Source organism: Mesorhizobium sp. C277A, from assembly GCF_040324395.1.
Classification (GTDB): Bacteria; Pseudomonadota; Alphaproteobacteria; order Rhizobiales; family Rhizobiaceae; genus Mesorhizobium.
The window spans coordinates 4,383,650-4,403,498 of record NZ_JAMYVW010000002.1; the positions used below are offsets into that span (position 1 = coordinate 4,383,650).

Sequence of the window (19,849 nt, forward strand, 5' to 3'; positions counted from 1 at the left end):
CTGCTCAGCCCAGCACCACGTTGGCGGCGCTCTCGGGCAGGTCCTCGCCGAAGGCGCGCTGGTAGAACTCGGCCACCACCGAACGCTCCAGCTCGTCGCACTTGTTGAGGAAGGTCAGCCGGAACGCCATGCCGATATTGCCGAAGATCTCGGCATTTTCGGCCCAGGTGATGACAGTACGCGGGCTCATCACGGTCGACAGATCGCCATTGATGAAGGCCGAGCGCGTCATGTCGGCGACCCGCACCATCTTGTTGACGATGTCCTTGCCCTTGCCGTCGCGATAGTGCTTGGCCTTGGCCAGCACGATGTTCACCTCATTGTCGTGCGGCAGGTAGTTCAGCGTGGTGACGATCGACCAGCGATCCATCTGCGCCTGGTTGATCTGCTGCGTGCCGTGATAGAGGCCGGTAGTGTCGCCGAGGCCGACCGTGTTGGCGGTCGAAAACAGCCGGAACGCCGGATGCGGGCGGATAACCCGGCTCTGGTCGAGCAGCGTCAGGCGGCCCGACGATTCCAGCACGCGCTGGATGACGAACATCACGTCCGGACGGCCTGCATCGTACTCGTCGAAGCAGAGCGCGACATTGTGCTGGTAGGCCCAGGGCAGGATGCCGTCGCGGAATTCGGTGATCTGCAGGCCATCCTTGACGACGATGGCGTCCTTGCCGACGAGGTCGATACGGCTGACATGGCTGTCGAGGTTGACGCGCACGCAGGGCCAGTTAAGGCGGGCGGCGACCTGTTCGATATGGGTCGATTTGCCGGTGCCGTGATAGCCAGACACCATGACGCGGCGGTTGTAGGCAAAGCCGGCAAGGATCGCCAGCGTCGTCGCCTTGTCGAACAGATAATCCGGATCGATGTCCGGCACATGTTCCGAGGTCACCGAATAGGCCGGCACCACCATCTTGGACTCGAAGCCGAATTTGTCTTTCACCGACACCGTCGTGTCGGGCAAATTGGCGATGTCGCGATCGACCTTGTTCATCTCTATCCAAGTCTCCACGGGCGAAATGCCTGATTTCGCCGGCAATCGATTTTGTCCGGGGGCGGTCTTAGAGCCTTTTCCACCCTTATGAAAGTTGGAAAACGACACGAACCGTTAGGTTGCTCAGCACAAACCCGCCTGCTTGAGCACGCGATAGGCCTGCAGCACATCGCGGAACCGGTCTTCCGAACCTCTATCGCCGCCATTCGCATCCGGATGGTGGCGCTTCACAAGTTCCTTATAGCGCGCCTTGATGTCCTTGCCAGTCGCCTTTGTATCAAGGCCAAGCGTTTCCAGCGCCTTGGCCTCAAGCGGCTTGGCCTTGCGTTCGCGCGCCTCGCGCGGGTCCTTCGGCCCTTTGAACAGATCGAAGGGATCGCGCATGCGGTTGTAATAGCCGGCGCGACCGGAACGCTGCTGGGCGAAATCGGGCGAGGAGCGCGTCGAGGCGCCGGCGACGCCCATCTTCCATGTCGGCCGGTGGCCGGTCATCGCTTCCTTCTGGAAGCGGGCTATCTCGGTGTCCGGCACGCCGGAGAAGTAGTTGAAACCCTTGTTGTATTCGCGCACATGATCGAAGCAGAACTGAAAATACTCGCCTTCCTTCATGCGTCCGACCGGCGCCCGGTGGGTACCGGCCTCCTTGCAGCCGTCCCACTGGCAGATCGGCGAGTGCGACTTCAGCTCCGCATCCTTGTCGGGACGGACCCGAATTTTCTCGAAATATTTGGGGTACGGTTTCATCTCACCCATTTATGGGCTGTTCGCACGTGCGAAACAAGAATTGACATTTTCGCGATCATCGCCCTAACCGCTGAATCGCGGCATAAAGCAGGGCGAATGGCGATTTTTGAGGCGGCCCGGCGGGATCGATCCCGATTTCCCGATCACGCCTTGCAGATATGGTGAAGGGAGATGGCGATGTCCATACAGGCGACGATGGAAGACAAGCTGAACAAGGCGTTTTCGCCGGAGCGGCTGGCGATCGTCAATGAAAGCCACCTTCATGCCGGTCATCACCACCACGGCTCCGACGATCACGGTGCCTATGACGGCACCGGCGAGACGCATTTTCGCGTCCGCATCGTCTCATCCGTCTTTGCCGGCATGAGCCGCATCGACCGCCACCGCGCCGTCAACGAATTGCTCGCAGCGGAGCTGCAAGCCGGCGTCCATGCGCTGGCAATCGAACCGGCTGCACCCGGCGAAAAGACCCGTTGGTAAGTCTCTCCGCCTCAGATCACCGCTTCGATGAGAAACGGTCCCGGACGCGACAGGGCACTGTCGAGCAGCGCGTCGAACCGCTCGCACGTGTCGGCGCGGGCCGCCTCGACGCCCATGCCTTTGGCCAGCGCAACCCAGTCCAGCGCCGGATGGTCGAGATCGAGCATGCGCCTAGCGTTCTCGCCGATCTCATTGACCCCGACATTCTTCATTTCGCCATGCAGGATGGCGTAGGTCCGGTTGGAAAAGATGATGGTCACGACGTCAAGCTTTTCCCTGGCCTGGGTCCACAGTCCCTGCACCGTGTACATGCCGCTGCCGTCGGCTTCGAGATTGATCACCTTGCGGTCCGGGCAGGCGATCGCCGCGCCGGTAGCCATGGGAATGCCGCCGCCGATCGATCCGCCCGTACCCATCATGTAGTCGTGCGGCGCCGCAAAGGCGGATAGCGCGAAGAACCGTCTCGCCGAGGTGACTGCTTCGTCGCAGACGATGGCATTGGCCGGAAGTTTGCGCGCCACCGACAGCGCGATGGCATCGTCCGTCAGTCTGCCGCTCAGCGTCGGTTCGTCTGGAAAGGCGGTTGCGGCGGCGAATTGCTGCGTCGGCTTGATGCCGAGCTCGTCGGCCAGCGCCTCCAGCGCCGCTTTCAGATCCTGGCCATGCGCCGCCAGCGAAAGCACCTGGCAATCGTCCCGAACCAGCCGCCCGGGCTTGCCGGGATAGGCGAAGAAGGCAACCGGCTCCTTGGCGCCGACCAGCACCAAGACATCAATATCGCTCAGCGTGGCCGTCGCCGCTTCGACCGGATAGGGAATGCGGGTCGGGGCGAACCGCCCGCGGCCGCGCTGCATGCGGGCGATCAGAACCTCACTGAACAGCCTGACATCGCTTCCCGATGAGATTCTCCCTGTGATTTCAAGTGCATCGGCGCGCGCCGCTTGCCCACGCACCACCATGCCGACACGGCCCGGCGCGGCGCGGATTGCTTCGGCGATCGTGTGCACAACAGCCATGTCGACGGCGGGCGGCGGCGCCAGCTTCACCTTGCCAGGCGAAATCGCAGCAACTTCGCCCCAGGCCGCATCCGCAGGCAGGATCAGCGTCGTGACGCTAGGCGGCGTGAGTGAGGCGCGGAAAGCCGCCTCTGCGGCCGGCACAATATCGGCCGGCCCCTTGACGCGGCCAACCCAGTTCGACATCGGCGACGCCAGGCCTTCTATGTCGCTGGTCAGCGGGGCATCGAGCGGCAGATGGTAAGAAGCATGGTCGCCGACAATGTTGATCATCGGGCTGCGCGCACGCCTTGCGTTGTGCATGTTGGCCAAACCGTTGGCGAGACCCGGTCCGGTATGCAGCAACGTTGCTGCCGGGCGGTCGGTCATGCGCGCATAGCCGTCGGCGGCGCCGGTCACCACGCCCTCGAACAGGCCGAGCACGCAGCGCATCTGAGGTTTGCGGTCCAGTGCGGCAACGAAATGCATTTCGGATGTGCCAGGATTGGCGAAGCAGACCGTGACGTCATTGGCCAGGAGCACGTCGCACAGCAGATCGGCGCCATTCATGATTTTCTTTCCCAATCGACAATTCAGGAACAATTGCACCTGTAGGCGCCGGGTCGGCAATGTCCCGCCGGGGCTTTTGGTCTGATCCAGGACGCCTCGCGGGGATCCGGGATCAACCGACGGTCGCATTCAGGAAGGCCAGCATCGCGGCGGTCAACGCGTCGACGTCCTCGCCGAAGTCGTGATTGATCGACATATGCGTGTAGGCGTTGCCGTCGAACAGCGTCACTTCAGTGCCGGTGGCGCGCAGGCGCTTGGCAAAGCCTTCGATTGGTCGTCGCAGCCTTCGGCGCGCGAATAGGCGATGAAGGTCGGCGGATGCTTGTGTCCATCGAGATAGCTGGCCGGCGACAACGCCGCCCATCAGCGCCGCAGCACCGGGCAACCCGCCATTCCAGCCACTCCGAATGTTTCCTCCCAAGCCTTCTACCCGGATTGCAGCCACTCTCCTTCATGTGAAGGGAACCAACAATGCTTTCCGACAGTTGAAGGTGATGAGGCGATTGGAATCCAGATCGGCTCCGAGGGCAGAACATCATGCGTGCAACCCAATCCGACGTCTTCGATCTTTTTTCGGAAATTTATGCCAATGCGGCGGACGAAGAGGTCAGCATCCAACAGTATCTTCTTGCCTGTCGGGAAGACAAATCGATGTACGCTTCGGCTCCCGAAAGGATGGTCGACGCAATCGGCGAACCAAAACTGGTTGACACCAGCAAAGACGAGCGGCTCGGCCGCATTTTCGCGAATCGGACCCTCAAGGTCTACCCTCATTTTTCCGACTTCTATGGAATGGAGGATACGATCGAGCGCATAGCCGGGTATTTCCGCTATGCCTCGCAGGGGCTCGAAGAACGCAAGCAGATCCTCTATCTCCTCGGCCCGGTCGGCGGCGGCAAATCCTCTCTGGCCGAGCGCCTGAAGAAACTGATGGAGCAGCGCCCGATCTACACGCTGAAGGTCGGCAACCAGATCAGCCCGGTTTTCGAGTCGCCGCTTGGGCTGTTCCATCCCGATCACATGGGTGATCTGCTAGAGGATAAATACGGCATAGCCCGGCGCCGGCTGAACGGATTGATTTCGCCATGGGCGGCCAAGCGCCTCGACGAATTGTCTGGCGACATTTCCAAATTCAGCGTCGTCAAGCTGATGCCTTCGCGGCTGCGCCAGATCGGCATTGCCAAGACCGAACCTGGCGATGAGAACAATCAGGATGTCTCGGCCCTGGTCGGCAAGGTCGACATCAGGCAATTGGAAAATTTTAGCCAGTCCGACCCCGATGCCTATTCCTATAGCGGTGGCCTGAACCGGACCACGCAAGGTCTGCTTGAATTCGTCGAGATGTTCAAGGCACCCATCAAGGTTCTGCATCCGCTGCTGACCGCGACACAGGAAGGCAGCTACAACGGCACTGAAAATTTCGGCGCCTTTCCCTACCAGGGGATCATCGTCGCCCATTCCAACGAGTCGGAATGGCAACAGTTCAAGAGCAACAAGAACAATGAGGCGTTTCTCGATCGCATCCTGGTGGTCAAGGTACCCTATTGCCTGCGGATCACCGAAGAGAGGCAGATCTATGAGAAATTGCTGCGTGAGAGCGAGTTGGCCGCCAGCCCCTGTGCCCCTGAAGTTTTGGACATCCTCAGCCGCTTTGCAGTTTCGACGCGCTTGGCCGAGCACGACAACTCGCCGCTCTACACCAAGATGCGCGCCTATGACGGCGAAAATCTGAAGGAAGTCGATCCCAGGGCAAAGTCGGTCCAAGAGTATCGCGACGCCGCCGGCGTCGATGAAGGCATGACGGGCGTCAGCACGCGCTTTGCCTTTAAGATCCTTTCGCAGACATTCAACTTCGATAATGAGGAGGTGGCCGCCGATCCTGTGCATCTGATGTACATTCTGGAGGAGGCGATCAAGCGGGAGCAGTTCCCGAAGGAAACGGAAGCGGCCTATCTTGAATTCATCAAGTCGGAGCTTGCGGCGCGCTACGCCGAGTTTATCGGCCACGAAATCCAGAAGGCCTATCTGGAGTCCTATAGCGAATACGGCCAGAACCTCTTCGACCGCTACATCGCCTATGCGGATGCCTGGATTGAGGACCAGGACTACAAGGACCCCGACACCGGCCAGATCCTCAACCGGGAGATCCTGGACAACGAACTTTCGCAGGTCGAGAAACCGGCAGGCATCGCCAATCCCAAGGACTTCCGTAACGAGGTGGTGAAGTTCACTCTGCGCGCTCGCGCAAGAAACCACGGCCGCAACCCGTCATGGACCAGCTATGAAAAACTGCGCGAGGTCATCGAGAAGCGGATGTTCGGACAGGTCGAGGACCTCTTGCCGGTGATCAGCTTCGGCTCCAAGCAAGACAGCGTTACGGAAAAGCGCCATAACGAATTCGTACAGCGCATGATCGAGCGTGGCTACACAGAACGGCAGGTACGCCGGCTGGTGGACTGGTACATGCGGGTGAACAAGGCGGGTTGACAGAGCCGGATGGTTCCATGCCGATCTTCATCGACCGTCGCCTGAACCCCAAGGACAAGAGCCTTGGCAATCGACAGCGCTTCCTCAGGCGTGCTCGCGAGGAGTTGAAGCGGAGCATTCGCGATCAAATCCGCACTGGCAGGATCGCCGACGTGGATACCGAGCACGCCGTGCCCATGCCTGAAAGGAAAACGGCCGAGCCGAGCTTCAACGATGACAGGGCCAGCGGACGGCGCCGACACATCCTTCCGGGCAACAGGCATTTTTCCCCTGGAGACCTGCTCCCGAAGCCGCATGGGGGCGGCGCGGCGTCGTCGCCAGGAAACACGGCGTCGGAAGACGATTTTCGTTTCGTGCTGTCACGCGAGGAGGTGCTCGAACTCTTTTTTGAGGATCTCGAACTGCCCGACCTGGTTAAGCTCAATCTCAAGGAAATCCTTGCCTTCAAGCCGCGCCGGGCCGGCTTCGCGGCAACTGGTTCCCCGACCAACATCAATGCCGGCCGCACGATGCGCAACAGCCTAGGCCGGCGCATTGCGCTGAGGCGCCCCACGCAGCAGGAACTGGAGGCGATCCTCCGGGAAATCGTCACGCTTGAGTCGGCCCCGGCCGGCGCGGCGGTGCGCCAGCGCATCGCGGAATTACGCGACGAGCTTGACCGGCTGGAGCGACGGCGCAGGCGAATTGCCTTTGTCGATCCGGTCGATATCCGATTCAACCGCTTCGACGCCCGGCCGGTGCCGAATGCCAATGCCGTCATGTTCTGCCTTATGGACGTGTCCGGATCGATGGGCCAACGCGAAAAGGACTTGGCCAAACGCTTCTTCGTGCTGCTGCACCTGTTCTTGAAACGGCGCTACGAACGCACGGAGATCGTCTTCATCCGCCATACCCATGAGGCGCACGAAGTGGATGAGGACACGTTCTTCTACAACACGCAGAGCGGCGGTACGATCGTCTCCACCGCGCTCGACGAAATGCACCGCATTATCGGCCAGCGCTATCCTGCCAGCGAGTGGAACATTTACGCCGCGCAGGCCTCTGACGGGGACAATTTCACCACCGATTCCGAGCGATGCATAGAGCTCATGAACGGCAAGCTCATGCGCCTGTGCCAGTATTTCGCCTATGTCGAGATCATCGACGAACGCGAGAGCCACATATTCGGTGCTACCGAAAACGGGACGTCGCTTTGGCGCGCCTACAGTACGATCGAGCTGAAATGGCCCAACTTCCAGATGAGCCGCATCGCTGCTCCCGCGGATATTTACCCGGTCTTCCACCGGCTCTTCGCCAGGCAGCCGGTGGCCATCAAGAGCGCTTGAGAGAGAGAGATGGTCAGGCGAGCCAACGAAACGAATTTGTTGTTTTCCGGTTCCGACTGGAATTTCGAGAAATTATCGCGGGCTTTTGAAGAGATCGAGGCGATCGCGGTCGACGAGTTGCATCTCGATACTTACCCGGTCCAGATGGAGATAATCTCCTCCCAGCAGATGCTCGACGCCTACTCATCTATCGGCATGCCACTGATGTATCGGCATTGGTCGTTCGGCAAACATTTCCTTCACCAGGAGCTTCTTTACCGTAAGGGTGGTCGGGGGCTGGCCTATGAACTGGTCATCAACTCCAATCCCTGCATCGTCTACCTCATGGAGGAAAACACCATGGCCTTGCAGGCCCTTGTGACGGCCCACGCGGCGCTTGGCCACAATCATTTCTTCAAGAACAATCATCTGTTTCAGCAATGGACCGACGCCGGGGCAATCCTGGGTTATCTGGACTTCGCCAAGGGCTACATCGCCCGGTGCGAGGAGCGGCACGGCCTTGCAGCAGTGGAGGCTATTCTCGATTCCGCCCATGCGCTGATGGAACAAGGGGTGTTCCGCTACCACCGGCCGCCAAAGCTCTCGTCGGAGCGACAGCGCGAAGGGCTTCGCGAGCGCCTCGAATACGAAGAGCGCTCCTACAACGATCTGTGGCGCACGCTGCCGCCGTCGCAGAACAAAAACAAGTCCGGCAATGAGGATCAAGGGATGGCGGAGCGCAAGAGATCGCTCAACCTTCCCGAGGAAAACCTCCTTTATTTCCTCGAGAAGAACAGCCTGATCCTGGAACCCTGGCAGCGCGAGATCATCAGGATCGTCCGCGTCATCGCGCAATATTTCTACCCGCAGCGACAGACTCAAGTCATGAATGAAGGCTGCGCCACCTTCGTGCATTATACGCTTATGAACATGCTATTCGATCGCGGCCGGATCGGCGAAGGTGCCATGCTCGAAATCCTGCGCAACCATTCGAACGTGATCTTCCAGCCGGCCTTTGACGATCCCCGGTTTTCAGGCATCAATCCCTATGCCCTCGGCCTCGACATGATGCAGGACATACAGCGCATTTCGACCGAGCCGACGGCGGAGGACCGCGACTGGTTCCCGGACATTGCAGGACATGGCAACTGGCGCGAGGTCCTGCTTGAGGCCTGGGCCAACCACCGCGACGAATCCTTTATCCGCCAGTACCTCAGCCCGAGCTTGATCCGAAAATGGCGGTTCTTCGTGCTTGGCGATGGAGCCGACCAACCGCATTTCGAAGTCGCCTCGATCCACAACGAACGTGGCTATCACAAGATACGGGCCGAGCTAGCCCACGGTTACGACCTTGGAGCGAATCGGCCGGACATCCAGGTGATTGATGTCGACCTGCTCGGCGACCGGCAGTTGCGACTGCAACACAGGGTAAAGGATGGTGTTGTGCTCGAAGGGGCCAGCCGTGACGCGACGCTGCGCCATGTCCGCAGCCTCTGGGGCTACGAGGTCAGCCTGGTCGCAGTTGACGCTCAAACCGGTGCGACCATCCACGAACGGTCTACGAGCCAGATCGCGGCATAAGCTCGGCAAAGAGCGTCATGTGGCGGGCCTGCTCGGTACCTTTAAGATTCGCCCGCCGGCCTGATCCTGATTCTGGCGATCCGGTTTTTGTCGCGCTTCATCACCACGAAGCGCTTGCCGTGGAAGGTGAAAGCCTGCTTTTCCTCGGGGATCGACTGCGTCTCGTGGATGACCAGGCCGGCAATGGTGGTCGCTTCCTCGTCAGGCAGGTTCCAGTCGAGCGCCCGGTTGAGATCGCGGATCGGCACGGTGCCGTCGACGACCACGGAACCGTCCGCCTCCTGCTTCACGCCCTGAATGTCTACATCGTGCTCGTCGGCGATCTCGCCAACGATCTCCTCGATAATGTCCTCCAGCGTCACCAGCCCTTCGACCTCGCCATATTCGTCGACGACGATAGCGAAATGCGCCTTGGCGCGCAGGAAGGCGTTGAGCTGTTCCTGCAGCGTCGTGGTGTCGGGCACGAACCAAGGCTTCGAAGCGATCTTCATCACGTCGATCCGGGAAAAGTCGTTGCCGACCTCGTTCAGCGCTCGCAGCAGGTCCTTGGCGTGCAGCACGCCGACAATGTTGTCGAGAGAGCCTTTCCACAACGGCATGCGGGTGTGCGGGCTTTGCAGGATCTCGCGCACCACCGCTTCCGGCCCATTGTCGGCATTGACCGAGCGCATATTGGTGCGGTGGACCATGATGTCGGAGACTTCGAGCTCGGCGAGATCGAACAGCCCGCCGACGCGGTCGCGGTCCTCACGCACCATCTGGCCGTCGCGGCGGAAATCGTCGACCGCGCCGCGCAACTCGTCCTGTGTCGAGCGCTGCGGCTCGATGCGCGACAGCTCATAGCCGAACATGGCAAGCAGGCGCGTGCGCACGGCCAGGACCAGCAGGATGAGGATGGCAAGGACGGCGACGACGGTCCAGCCGGGCTCGTTGATCATCGCTGCCGGCTTTCCTGGCCCGGGTGGTTCTCCCTGAGGAACGAAAGCACTTCCGACGCCGGTACATCCTTGGCAATAAAAGCCTGGCCAACGCCGCGCGTCAGGATGAAGGTCAGCGCGCCGCGCGACACTTTCTTGTCCTGGGTGATGAAGCCAAGCAGCGCCTCGGCATCGGGCAACTCACCAGGGATGTCGGCCATCCGCCAGGGTAGACCGACGGCGCGAAGATGCGCCTCCACGCGCGCCGCGTCGTCCGGGCTGGCCAGATTGAGCCTTGCGGAAAAGCGGTGCGCCAGCGCCATGCCGATGGCGACGCCTTCGCCATGGACGAGGCGGGCGCCATCATACTGTGTGGCGCCTTCCAGCGCATGGCCGAACGTGTGGCCAAGATTGAGCAGTGCGCGGTCGCCGGTTTCGAACTCGTCGCGGGCGACGACATCGGCTTTGGCGCGGCAGGCCTCGGCAATCGCCTCCGCCCGTTCCGCACCACCGGCGAACACCTTTTCCCAGTTCGCTTCCAGCCAGGCGAAAAACGCCGGTCGGTCGATCAACCCGTATTTGGCAAGCTCGGCATAGCCGGCGCGAAATTCGCGGATCGGCAGCGTGTCGAGCACTTCGGTGTCGGCCAGCACCAGCTTCGGCTGATGGAAGACGCCGACCAGATTCTTGCCGCGCGGGCTGTTGATGCCGGTCTTCCCGCCGACCGAGGAATCGACCTGCGCCAGCAGCGAGGTTGGAATCTGGACGAAATTCATGCCGCGGCGCACGATGCCGGCGGCAAAGCCGGTCAGGTCGCCGATGACGCCACCGCCGAGCGCAATGACGACATCGCCGCGCTCCAGCTTGGCGGCGAGCACGCCGTCGACCGCCTCTTCGAGATGGGCAAAGCTCTTGGTCTTTTCGCCGGCCGGCAAAGTGATGACGGCAGGCTGGATGCCGCCTGTTTCCAGACCGGCCTTCAGCGCGTCGAGATGTGCCGCCGCGACATTGTCGTCGGTGACCACCGCCGCCCTCGTGCCGGGCAGGCGGCGCGAAATCTCGGCGCCGGCGCGCGCCAAAAGGCCAGGGCCGATCAGGATGTCATAGGCACGCTCGCCAAGGCCGACCTCGACAGTGACCGGTTCGCTCACAGCCGCACCTCGCCTGGCGCAGTCGGAGCCGGAATGCCGAAATGCCCGCACAGCGCGTCGACAACCTCCGTCGCAATGACCTCCTTGCGGTCGTCGCGTGTCGGCACGGTGATGTTGGACGTGGCATAGACCGGGTAGCGCTCGCCCATCAGTCGCTCGAGCACGGCGCGCGGATCGGCGCTTTTGAGCAACGGCCGGTTCTGCTTCTTGGACACGCGTTCCATCAATAGGTCGATCTCGGCCTTCAGCCACACCGACACGCCATGCCCGGCGATCGCTTCCCGCGTCTGCGCATTCATGAACGCGCCGCCGCCGGTCGACAGCACCTGCGGCCCACTCTCCAGCACGCGCAGGATGACGCGCTGCTCCAATGCCCGGAATTCGGTCTCGCCATAGCGTTCGAACAGTTCCGGCACCGTCATGCGCGACACGGTTTCGATCTCCTGGTCGCTGTCGACGAAGGGCAGCGACAGCATCGTCGCCACCTTGCGGCCGATCGCCGTCTTTCCGGCGCCCATCAGGCCGACAAAGACGATCGAGCGGCTGCCCAGCCTGTCGAGCAGCGCGGCATGGCTATCGCCGGGAGGATTTGCTGGTAACGCGTTCATGAGACCATGCTGTTTATAAGCCGTCTTTGCCGGCGTATCGACATCAAAAGCCCGTTTGCGTCAAGCACAGCGCCTTTCGCACGCAGAGCCCTTCGTCCTTGAATTGACGGAATTAGCGTCCCATAAGGACACAGGGCTTGGAATCGCAGAGCAAGAAGACGGGCGAAGATTGATGCCGACACTGTTCCGCTTTGTCGTGACGATGATGATTCTTGCCGGCATTGCCTATGGTACGATGGTGGCGTTGGCGATGTTCGTCGAGCCGAAAAAAGCCGAAATCACCGTGCGCATTCCACCGGAAAAGCTGAACCCCAAGAAAAACTGACCCAAAACTGACCCCTGGAACATGAACAGCGCGGCTCGCATCGAAGCCTTTCTCGAGATGATGAGCGCCGAACGCGGTGCCGCTGCAAACACGCTGTCTTCCTACCGCCGTGATCTCGAAGACGCTTCGCGGCAGATTGCCGGCGGGCTTGCCGCTGCCGCCGCAGCCGACATCCGCGCCTATCTCGACGATATCGCGGCGCGCGGCTTTGCGTCGACGTCGCAGGCGCGCAAACTGTCGGCGATCCGCCAGTTCTTCAAGTTTCTCTACGCCGAGGGGTTGCGCGGCGACGACCCGACCGGCACGCTGGACAGTCCGAAAAAGGGCCGGCCGCTGCCCAAGACGATGAGCGAGGCCGATACCGGTCGGCTGCTCGACCGCGCCGCGCTTGAGACAGGCGATGCCGTCAATGGTGACCGGGTGGCTGCACTGCGCCTGCACGCTTTGGTGGAGGTGCTCTATGCCACCGGCTTGCGCGTCTCCGAACTAGTCGGCCTGCCGGTGACCGTCGCCCAGCGCGACGACCGCTTCTTCATGGTGCGCGGCAAGGGCGACAAGGAGCGCATGGTGCCGCTGTCGGCCAAGGCCCGCACGGCGATGCGGGCTTGGCTCACAGCCCGGGCCACGGTGCCGGCTTTCGCCGACAGCCCGTTTCTGTTCCCGGCCGCCGGCGACAGCGGCTTTCTCTCCCGGCAGGTCTTTGCCCGCGATCTCAAAGGCCTTGCCGCGCGGGCCGGCATATCGGCGGCGAAAATTTCGCCGCATGTGCTGCGCCATGCTTTCGCCAGCCATCTCCTGCAGAACGGCGCCGATCTCAGGGCGGTGCAGCAGCTGCTCGGCCACGCCGATATCTCGACCACGCAGATTTACACGCATGTGCTGGAAGAGCGGTTGGTGCGGCTGGTCAACGATCATCATCCGCTTGCCGACTAGGCCTCATATCGCTATGTGAGGGCAACGTGCCCGCGCGGAGCCTACATCTGCGCGATGTTTGCCTTCCGACGCATCGGTCCGCTCAAGAATGTACAATTACCTCGATTTCGAAAAGCCGGTGCAGGACCTTGAACTCAAGATCCTCGAGCTGAAGAAGCTTGCCGAGAATGGCGAGGCGGTCGACGTCGGCGACGAAATCAGCCGGCTCGAGAAGCGCGTGCGCGACGCGCTGCGCGACATCTACAAGGCGCTGACGCCGTGGCAGAAGGTGCAGGTCGCGCGCCACACCGACAGGCCGCATTGCCTCGACTACATCAAGGGTCTGTTCAGCGATTTCACGCCGCTCGCCGGCGACCGCAATTTCGGCGAGGACCAGGCGATCATCGGCGGCTTCGCCCGCTTCCGCGGCGAACCGGTGGCCGTCATCGGCCAGGAAAAGGGCTCCGACACGGCGAGCCGGCTCAAGCACAATTTCGGCTCGGTGCGCCCTGAAGGCTACCGCAAGGCCGTGCGGCTGATGGAACTTGCCGACCGTTTCCAGATCCCACTTCTGACGCTGGTCGACACCGCCGGCGCTTACCCCGGCGTTGGCGCCGAGGAACGCGGCCAGGCTGAAGCCATCGCCCGCTCAACCTCGGCCTGCCTCGGCCTCAAAGTGCCATCGATTTCGGTTGTAATCGGCGAAGGCGGTTCGGGCGGCGCCATTGCGATCGCCACCGCCAACCGCGTCTACATGCTGGAACACGCCATCTATTCGGTGATCTCGCCGGAAGGCGCTGCCTCGATCCTGTGGCGCGACACCACGCGCTCGAAAGATGCGGCGACCAACATGAAGATCACCGCCCAGGACCTTCTGGAAATGAAGATCATCGACGCCATCATTGCCGAGCCGCTCGGCGGCGCCCAGCGCGCGCCCGAAACGGTGATCGCCGCCACCGGCGATCTCATCGCCAAGACGATGAAGGATTTTGCCGGCGCCAACACCGATTTTCGCGAACAGCGCCGCGAAAAATATCTGGCGATGGGCCGCAGCCTCTGATTTTGGCCGGCAGCGCACCGCAATGTGGCGTCAAGGAGCAATTTCGCCACAAAAATGCCGCCGCATTCGGCTCAATAAAAAATCCGTGACACCGGGCGAATTGCCGTGGGGGGCGCCGTCCGACGCTTGCGGTAAGGAATTTTCAAGGTTAACGGGCTTAGGGTCCGTCAGTGTTCAGCATGCAGGCCCGGGCGCTATCCGGCCGTGCCGCGAGAAAAAGACATAGCCGTATCCATGTTTACCAAGCTTGCCCGCACTGGACTCCTGATCGCCGCGCTTGGCGTTGCCGGCTGCAACGATTCCTCGATGAAGAATTTTGCGCCGGAAGCCAGCAAGCCGCTGCCGGACAAGATCCTGGCCGACATGAAAGCCAAGGGCATGATCCGCACCTCGTCGGTGATGGCTCGCATCTTCAAGGAAGAAGGCAAGCTCGAAATCTGGAAGGCCAAGACCACCGGCCGCTACGAGATGGTCGCCAGCTACGACATCTGCAAATGGTCGGGCAAGCTCGGCCCAAAATACACCGAGGGCGACCGCCAGGCGCCGGAAGGTTTCTATACGGTCCGCCCGTCGCAGATGAATCCGCGCTCGAACTATCACCTGTCCTTCAACATCGGCTATCCCAACGCCTATGACCGTGCCAATGGCCGCACCGGCGCCAATCTGATGGTGCACGGCGCCTGCTCGTCGTCGGGCTGTTATTCGATGACCGACCCGCAGATCGAGCAGATCTACGCTTTTGGTCGCGATGCCTTCCAGGGCGGCCAGACCGAGTTCCAGATCCAGGCCTTCCCGTTCCGCATGACCGCCGCCAACATGGCGCGCTACCGCAACGACCCGAACTATGAGTTCTGGAAGATGCTGAAGGTCGGTTACGACAATTTCGAGATCACCAAGGTGCCACCGAAGGTCGATGTCTGCGACAAGCGCTATGTCTTCAACCAGGTGGCGCCTGAGGGCACGACATTCGATCCGACTGGCGCATGCCCCGCGACCACGCAGCCCGATTCGCTGAAGAGCGCACTCAACGCCTATCAAAGCAGCTATGACGCGGCCTTCACCGGCGCGGTCAAGGCCAGCGTGCCAGCGCCCAAGCCAACCATTGCCGGCATCAAGGAAGCCGCCATCGTTTCAGACTGGTCGAAGCGCCGCGCCCGGGGCGAGCGCGTGCCGATCGAACCGCCGTCGCTGAATTCCGACGGCACGCTGACCGAGACGGCGCGCATGGGCCGCATCGATTCGCCCGCCGGCCGCAAGATGGCGGCGCTGGACGCAGAGAAGGAAGCCAAGCGCAAGGCCGAGGAACAGCGGGTTGCTGCCATCGAGGCTGCGAAAGCCGCCAAGGCCCAGGCACTGGCTGAAAAGCAAGCCGCAAAGGCCCAATCGCTGGCCGAAAAGGAAGCAGCCAAGCAGGCCGCCCAGCAGCCGGTCGCCACTGCGAGCGTCGAGGCGGCGCCTGCGGAACCGCCGGCGGACGAAAGCCGGATGTCGAAGATCAAGAACAAGCTGCTAGGCATGTTCGGCGGCTGAGGTTTTCGCCTTGCCGATGCATGCCGCCCAAAAGTGCGCAGCGGTTTTGGGACAAAGACATGCATGAAAACAAACAAACAAATCACACCGCAATCTATGACCTCAAGGGCCTGAACTGCCCCCTGCCCGTTCTCAAGGCGAAAAAACGCCTAGCGGCAATGCAGCCGGGCAGCCGGCTTTGGCTGGAGACCACCGACCCGCTGGCGGTCATCGACATCCCCGCCTTTTGCGCCGACGCTGGCCACCAGCTTGTTGAAACGTCAGCCGTCAGCGGCGGCCACCGCTTCCTGGTCGAACGCGGCGCATAGCGAGCCTGACAATCAGCCCCCGGCTATCGCCAGCGGATTGCTCTCCAGCGCCGCGCGATCCGGCGTGTCGATCGACGGCCGGTTGGTGAAGGCGGAAAACAGCCGGCGCACATAATCTTCCGGCATATCGAGCGTGATCAGCACCAGCCTGGTGCCGCGTTGGCCGTCCGGCCAGGCCAGCAGCCGCGCCGGCGGATGCAGGATCTTCTGCACCCCGTGGACGACAAGCGGCCGCGACGGGTCCTCCGCAAGCTCGATGACGCCCTTCATCCGCAAAAGCTTGTCGCCATGCGCAGAACGCAGCAGGTCGAGGAACATCTCGATCGCCGAAAACGGCACCGGGCCGTCATGGACCAGCGAGTAGGAGCGCACGCGGGAATCGTGGTGGTGCTCATGCTCGCCGTGATCATGATGATGATGGTGGTGCTCATGGGCGGCTTCTTCGCCGAGCCAGCGCCGGACATCGGCGGATTTGGTCGCCGGATTGTAGAGGCCGCAATCGAACAGCGCCGTGACGCCGGTTCGGCCGTCGCCGGCGTCCAGCACCACGGCGCCTGGATTGAGCTGATGGAGTCGCGTTCGCAAAGCATCGACGTCGCCGGAATCGCTGGCCAGATCGACCTTGGTCAGCACGATGCGATCGGCGACTGCCACCTGCTTGACCGCCTCGACATGGCCGTCGAGCGTCGCGTTGCCGTTGACCGCGTCGACCAGCGTGATGACGCCATCAAGTCGGAAGGCCTGCACCAGGGCGGGATGCGCCATGATCGACTGCAGCACCGGCGCCGGATCGGCGAGCCCGGTGGTTTCGACGACGACGCGGGCGAGACGGGCGATACGGCCCGTCTGCAGCCGGTCGACGAGGTCAGCCAGCGTGTCGACCAGTTCGCCGCGCACCGTGCAGCATAGACACCCGTCGGACAGCTGGATGATGCCGTCCGAGGCCTGCTCGACCAGAAGGTGGTCGATCGCCACCTCACCGAATTCGTTGATGATGACGGCCGTGTCGACCAGTGCCGGATCTTTGAGCAGCCGGTTGAGCAATGTCGTCTTGCCGGCGCCGAGGAAGCCGGTGACCACCGTGACGGGTATCGGAAAGCCAGCCATCGCCTAGTTCGCGGCTTTGACCAGCTGGTCGCCCTGCACCGCGGTTGCCTGGCCCACCACGGCCGGTTCGGCGCCCTTTGGCGCCGGAATGTCTGGCCGCCAGCTCGGCAGCGGCACATCGGCGTATTCCTGGCCGCCCTGGTCGAGCATCGCCTTCGGCGCCGGCCCGGTGGCGCCGCCGAGGCCCACGGCAACCAGCGTCGGCACGTGGTCGAGCTTTTCCTGATAGGGCGATTTCGGCACGTCGGCGCCCTTCGCGGCCACCGGCGGAGCCGCCTCGGACTGCTCGTGCGGCGCCTTCTTCTTGCAGATCTCATCATGCATGTCGTTGGGTGACATGGTATCGCCATAGGAAGGCATGGCCGCGACCGTGAGCCAGTTCGGGTCGGGCATGGCAAAGCCCTGGTCAAGCAGCCTGGCGGCGGTCTCGGCACGGCTGATCGCCGATTTTTCGCCGAGCACGACCGCGACCAGCGTGCGGCCATTGCGTGTCGCCGAGCCGATCATGTTGAAGCCCGAGGGACAAACGAACCCGGTTTTCATGCCGTCGGCGCCGGGATAGCGCCCGATCAAGAGATTGTAGTTGGAGATCGCCTTCTTGCCGACGGCAAGGCCTTCGATCGAGAACCAGGGGGCGTATTGCGGGAATTCCTTGCGGATCGCCATCACCAGCAGGGCAAGATCGCGCGCCGTCGTATACTGCTCCGGCGAAAACAGTCCGTTCGGATTGACGAAATGCGTTCCGGTCATGCCGAGCCGCGCCGCCTCCGCATTCATGCGAACGGCGAATCCGGCCTGCGAGCCGCCTATGTTTTCGCCGATGGCCATGGCGATATCGTTGGCCGATTTGACCAGCATCATCTTCAACGCATTGTCGAGCCGCATCACCGAGCCCGGCTTGAAGCCCATCTTGCTCGGCGGTTCGCCCGCCGAATGCTTGGTCACCTTGATCGGTGAATCGAGCTGGACCTCGCCGGCGGCAATCGCCCGGAAGGTGACATAGGCGGTCATCAGCTTGCTCAGCGAAGCGGGATACCAGCGCTTGAAGGCGTCCTGGTGCTGCAGAACCTTGCCGCTGTTGAGGTCGAACAGGATCACCGGATTGGCCAAAGCTGGCCCAGCCAGCATGGGTAACGCCAAGCCGCCCGTTAGCAGTAATTTGAGGATATGGCTGTGCCGCATCATGGAATCCGAAATCGCCTCTTGCCGTAGTCGCCCCTGGCTCCGTAAGATTTCGTTACGCGATGGCCAGCATGACCTGATCCGGCCCTCAATTTCCGGATCACATTGTCTGGGGTGCTATTTACCCTATGTGACGCCAAGATGGCAAAGTGCCAAGATGGCAACAAGCATGGCAATCACAATTGCAATCAAGCAGGCCAGATCGTCTGCTCCAATAGCGAGATGGAACCATTATGCCGATTCTCAACCGCGCCGCCGAGATGCAGGATGAAGTTGCCGGCTGGCGACGCCATCTGCACCAGACGCCAGAACTGAATTTCGATGTCTTCAAGACCGCCGCCTTCGTCACCGAGAAGCTGAAGGAATTCGGCTGCGACGACGTGGTGACGGGCCTCGGCAAGACCGGCGTCGTCGGCATCATCCATGGCCGCAAGGGGCAAGGCGCGACCATCGGCTTGCGCGCCGACATGGACGCGCTGCCGATCAACGAGATCACCGGCAAGCCCTATGCCTCGACCATTCCTGGCAAAATGCATGCCTGCGGCCATGACGGCCATACGGCGATGCTTTTGGGCGCCGCCAAATATCTGACCGAAACGCGCAATTTCGCCGGCTCGGTCGCGGTCATCTTCCAGCCGGCCGAAGAGGGCGGCGGCGGCGGCAACGAGATGGTCAAGGACGGCATGATGGAGCGTTTCGATATTTCGCGGGTCTTTGGCATGCACAACATGCCGGGCCTGCCGGTGGGCCAGTTCGCCATCCGGCCGGGTCCGATCATGGCGGCGACCGCCGAGTTCACCATCACCGTGAAGGGCCGCGGCGGCCATGCGGCGATGCCGCACGGCACGATCGACCCGATCGTCATCACCAGCCAGTTGGTCGGCGCCCTTCAGACGGTCGCTTCGCGCAGCACCGATCCGGTCGAGGCGGTGGTGGTTTCGGTGACGAAGTTCCACGCCGGCGACGCCTACAACGTCATTCCCGAGACCGCCGAGATTGCCGGCACGGTGCGCACACTGAAGAAAGAGATCGCCAAGAAATCGGAAGAGCGCATCCGCACCATCTGCGAAGGAATAGCCACCGCCTTCGGCGCGACGATCACTGTCGACTATGACGCCAACTATCCCGTGACCTTCAATCATCCGGAAGAAACGGTCTTTGCCGGCGATGTCGCGGCAAATGTCGCCGGCGACACCCAGGTCCACCGCGCCATCCAGCCGGTGATGGGCGGCGAAGACTTCTCCTACATGCTGGAAGCCCGCCCCGGCGCCTTCATCTTCATCGGGAATGGCGAGACCGCCGGCCTCCACCATCCGGCCTACGACTTCAACGACGAAGTCATACCGCACGGCATGAGCTACTGGGTGAAACTGGCCGAAACGGCGCTGGCAGCCTGACCTATCCCGCAAGAGGCTGGCCGAATTGCGTTCGGCCGGCCTCTTGATTTCCCCTGGGCGAGCCTCTTGGCGAAACGATCCGAAGCGGCTATGTGTCGGGCCGCGTGGTCCCGTAGCTCAGTAGGATAGAGCGGCAGATTCCTAATCTGTAGGTCACAGGTTCGATTCCTGTCGGGATCACCAGCAAGATCAAAGGCTTG

19 protein-coding genes and 1 tRNA gene are annotated in these 19,849 nt (G+C 61.9%); 11 read left to right on the plus strand and 9 right to left on the minus strand.

Annotated features, from left to right (window positions below):
- Nucleotides 1-4: 4 nt before the first annotated feature.
- Nucleotides 5-991, minus strand: coding sequence for a cobaltochelatase subunit CobS (gene cobS / locus NKK52_RS21560; protein WP_023670677.1), 987 nt, complete (start codon nt 989-991; stop codon nt 5-7).
- A 123-nt stretch (nt 992-1,114) separates the two neighbouring features.
- Nucleotides 1,115-1,744, minus strand: a complete 630-nt coding sequence (locus NKK52_RS21565; protein ID WP_032887126.1) for a J domain-containing protein — start codon at nt 1,742-1,744, stop codon at nt 1,115-1,117.
- Nucleotides 1,745-1,912: 168 nt separating this feature from the next.
- Between NKK52_RS21565 and NKK52_RS21570 the strand changes: the two genes are divergently transcribed.
- Entirely contained in the window at nt 1,913-2,215 is a 303-nt protein-coding gene (locus tag NKK52_RS21570) for a BolA family protein (RefSeq protein WP_023670675.1), read from the plus strand.
- 11 nt (nt 2,216-2,226) lie between these two features.
- Here NKK52_RS21570 and NKK52_RS21575 read toward each other — a convergent pair whose 3' ends face one another.
- Together NKK52_RS21575 and NKK52_RS21580 are read right to left on the minus strand one after the other, a co-directional pair.
- The gene (locus NKK52_RS21575; protein WP_023685364.1) at nt 2,227-3,780 is read right to left on the minus strand and encodes an acetolactate synthase large subunit; all 1,554 of its coding nucleotides are present in this window, start codon (nt 3,778-3,780) and stop codon (nt 2,227-2,229) included.
- A gap of 112 nt (nt 3,781-3,892) precedes the next feature.
- Nucleotides 3,893-4,225: a hypothetical protein gene (locus NKK52_RS21580; RefSeq protein ID WP_245260187.1), complete on the minus strand. Its 333-nt coding sequence runs from the start codon at nt 4,223-4,225 to the stop codon at nt 3,893-3,895.
- A 92-nt stretch (nt 4,226-4,317) separates the two neighbouring features.
- Between NKK52_RS21580 and NKK52_RS21585 the strand changes: the two genes are divergently transcribed.
- From NKK52_RS21585 to NKK52_RS21595, 3 genes are read left to right on the plus strand one after another with little or no spacing between them, the layout of a single operon-like run.
- On the plus strand, nt 4,318-6,267 hold the full coding sequence (locus NKK52_RS21585) for a PrkA family serine protein kinase (RefSeq protein WP_023685367.1): 1,950 nt from the start codon (nt 4,318-4,320) through the stop codon (nt 6,265-6,267).
- Nucleotides 6,268-6,284: 17 nt separating this feature from the next.
- Nucleotides 6,285-7,592, plus strand: a complete 1,308-nt coding sequence (locus NKK52_RS21590) for a YeaH/YhbH family protein (RefSeq protein WP_023685368.1) — start codon at nt 6,285-6,287, stop codon at nt 7,590-7,592.
- Nucleotides 7,593-7,601: 9 nt separating this feature from the next.
- On the plus strand, nt 7,602-9,152 hold the full coding sequence (locus NKK52_RS21595; protein WP_023685369.1) for a SpoVR family protein: 1,551 nt from the start codon (nt 7,602-7,604) through the stop codon (nt 9,150-9,152).
- Between the two features lie 41 nt (nt 9,153-9,193).
- On the opposite strand, the gene NKK52_RS21600 is transcribed toward NKK52_RS21595, so the two are convergent.
- From NKK52_RS21600 to NKK52_RS21610, 3 genes are read right to left on the minus strand one after another with little or no spacing between them, the layout of a single operon-like run.
- The gene (locus tag NKK52_RS21600) at nt 9,194-10,090 is read right to left on the minus strand and encodes an HlyC/CorC family transporter (RefSeq protein ID WP_023670669.1); all 897 of its coding nucleotides are present in this window, start codon (nt 10,088-10,090) and stop codon (nt 9,194-9,196) included.
- Nucleotides 10,087-11,220: a 3-dehydroquinate synthase gene (aroB, locus tag NKK52_RS21605; protein WP_023685370.1), complete on the minus strand. Its 1,134-nt coding sequence runs from the start codon at nt 11,218-11,220 to the stop codon at nt 10,087-10,089. The genes NKK52_RS21600 and aroB overlap by 4 nt, the downstream gene beginning before the upstream one ends.
- Nucleotides 11,217-11,828, minus strand: a complete 612-nt coding sequence (locus NKK52_RS21610) for a shikimate kinase (RefSeq protein ID WP_023670667.1) — start codon at nt 11,826-11,828, stop codon at nt 11,217-11,219. The genes aroB and NKK52_RS21610 overlap by 4 nt, the downstream gene beginning before the upstream one ends.
- A gap of 172 nt (nt 11,829-12,000) precedes the next feature.
- Here NKK52_RS21610 and NKK52_RS21615 point away from each other — a divergent pair, with 172 nt between their 5' ends.
- The 5 genes from NKK52_RS21615 (at nt 12,001) to NKK52_RS21635 (ending at nt 15,963) form a co-directional block, all read left to right on the plus strand.
- Nucleotides 12,001-12,153 (plus strand): hypothetical protein, encoded by a 153-nt coding sequence (locus NKK52_RS21615; RefSeq protein WP_023670666.1) that lies wholly within the window; start codon nt 12,001-12,003, stop codon nt 12,151-12,153.
- Between the two features lie 21 nt (nt 12,154-12,174).
- Nucleotides 12,175-13,086, plus strand: coding sequence for a site-specific tyrosine recombinase XerD (locus tag NKK52_RS21620; RefSeq protein WP_352629780.1), 912 nt, complete (start codon nt 12,175-12,177; stop codon nt 13,084-13,086).
- Nucleotides 13,087-13,174: 88 nt separating this feature from the next.
- Nucleotides 13,175-14,125, plus strand: coding sequence for an acetyl-CoA carboxylase carboxyltransferase subunit alpha (locus NKK52_RS21625; RefSeq protein ID WP_023685389.1), 951 nt, complete (start codon nt 13,175-13,177; stop codon nt 14,123-14,125).
- Between the two features lie 234 nt (nt 14,126-14,359).
- On the plus strand, nt 14,360-15,655 hold the full coding sequence (locus NKK52_RS21630) for a L,D-transpeptidase family protein (protein WP_023685371.1): 1,296 nt from the start codon (nt 14,360-14,362) through the stop codon (nt 15,653-15,655).
- Nucleotides 15,656-15,714: 59 nt separating this feature from the next.
- Nucleotides 15,715-15,963: a sulfurtransferase TusA family protein gene (locus NKK52_RS21635; RefSeq protein ID WP_031204348.1), complete on the plus strand. Its 249-nt coding sequence runs from the start codon at nt 15,715-15,717 to the stop codon at nt 15,961-15,963.
- A 12-nt stretch (nt 15,964-15,975) separates the two neighbouring features.
- On the opposite strand, the gene NKK52_RS21640 is transcribed toward NKK52_RS21635, so the two are convergent.
- Both NKK52_RS21640 and NKK52_RS21645 read right to left on the minus strand, forming a co-directional pair.
- Nucleotides 15,976-17,070 carry a CobW family GTP-binding protein gene (locus tag NKK52_RS21640; RefSeq protein WP_023685372.1) on the minus strand — a complete coding sequence of 365 codons (1,095 nt, stop codon included), beginning with the start codon at nt 17,068-17,070 and terminating at the stop codon, nt 15,976-15,978.
- A gap of 3 nt (nt 17,071-17,073) precedes the next feature.
- Nucleotides 17,074-18,252 carry a D-alanyl-D-alanine carboxypeptidase family protein gene (locus NKK52_RS21645; RefSeq protein ID WP_023685373.1) on the minus strand — a complete coding sequence of 393 codons (1,179 nt, stop codon included), beginning with the start codon at nt 18,250-18,252 and terminating at the stop codon, nt 17,074-17,076.
- Between the two features lie 233 nt (nt 18,253-18,485).
- On the opposite strand from NKK52_RS21645, the gene NKK52_RS21650 reads away from it, so the two are divergent.
- A complete protein-coding gene (locus NKK52_RS21650; RefSeq protein WP_023685374.1) occupies nt 18,486-19,649 on the plus strand; it encodes a M20 aminoacylase family protein in 1,164 nt (387 codons plus the stop codon).
- A 106-nt stretch (nt 19,650-19,755) separates the two neighbouring features.
- Nucleotides 19,756-19,832 (plus strand) — tRNA-Arg (locus NKK52_RS21655).
- Nucleotides 19,833-19,849 lie beyond the last annotated feature (17 nt).

What these genes read in the sequence shown, in the direction of transcription:
- cobS (WP_023670677.1), bottom strand. Translation starts at nt 991, where the DNA reads ATGAACAAGGTCGATCGCGACATCGCCAATTTGCCCGACACGACGGTG.
- NKK52_RS21565 (WP_032887126.1), bottom strand. Translation starts at nt 1,744, where the DNA reads ATGGGTGAGATGAAACCGTACCCCAAATATTTCGAGAAAATTCGGGTC.
- NKK52_RS21570 (WP_023670675.1), top strand. Translation starts at nt 1,913, where the DNA reads ATGTCCATACAGGCGACGATGGAAGACAAGCTGAACAAGGCGTTTTCG.
- NKK52_RS21575 (WP_023685364.1), bottom strand. Translation starts at nt 3,780, where the DNA reads ATGAATGGCGCCGATCTGCTGTGCGACGTGCTCCTGGCCAATGACGTC.
- NKK52_RS21585 (WP_023685367.1), top strand. Translation starts at nt 4,318, where the DNA reads ATGCGTGCAACCCAATCCGACGTCTTCGATCTTTTTTCGGAAATTTAT.
- NKK52_RS21590 (WP_023685368.1), top strand. Translation starts at nt 6,285, where the DNA reads ATGCCGATCTTCATCGACCGTCGCCTGAACCCCAAGGACAAGAGCCTT.
- NKK52_RS21595 (WP_023685369.1), top strand. Translation starts at nt 7,602, where the DNA reads ATGGTCAGGCGAGCCAACGAAACGAATTTGTTGTTTTCCGGTTCCGAC.
- NKK52_RS21600 (WP_023670669.1), bottom strand. Translation starts at nt 10,090, where the DNA reads ATGATCAACGAGCCCGGCTGGACCGTCGTCGCCGTCCTTGCCATCCTC.
- NKK52_RS21610 (WP_023670667.1), bottom strand. Translation starts at nt 11,828, where the DNA reads ATGAACGCGTTACCAGCAAATCCTCCCGGCGATAGCCATGCCGCGCTG.
- NKK52_RS21615 (WP_023670666.1), top strand. Translation starts at nt 12,001, where the DNA reads ATGCCGACACTGTTCCGCTTTGTCGTGACGATGATGATTCTTGCCGGC.
- NKK52_RS21620 (WP_352629780.1), top strand. Translation starts at nt 12,175, where the DNA reads ATGAACAGCGCGGCTCGCATCGAAGCCTTTCTCGAGATGATGAGCGCC.
- NKK52_RS21625 (WP_023685389.1), top strand. Translation starts at nt 13,175, where the DNA reads ATGTACAATTACCTCGATTTCGAAAAGCCGGTGCAGGACCTTGAACTC.
- NKK52_RS21630 (WP_023685371.1), top strand. Translation starts at nt 14,360, where the DNA reads ATGTTTACCAAGCTTGCCCGCACTGGACTCCTGATCGCCGCGCTTGGC.
- NKK52_RS21635 (WP_031204348.1), top strand. Translation starts at nt 15,715, where the DNA reads ATGCATGAAAACAAACAAACAAATCACACCGCAATCTATGACCTCAAG.
- NKK52_RS21640 (WP_023685372.1), bottom strand. Translation starts at nt 17,070, where the DNA reads ATGGCTGGCTTTCCGATACCCGTCACGGTGGTCACCGGCTTCCTCGGC.
- NKK52_RS21645 (WP_023685373.1), bottom strand. Translation starts at nt 18,252, where the DNA reads ATGCGGCACAGCCATATCCTCAAATTACTGCTAACGGGCGGCTTGGCG.
- NKK52_RS21650 (WP_023685374.1), top strand. Translation starts at nt 18,486, where the DNA reads ATGCCGATTCTCAACCGCGCCGCCGAGATGCAGGATGAAGTTGCCGGC.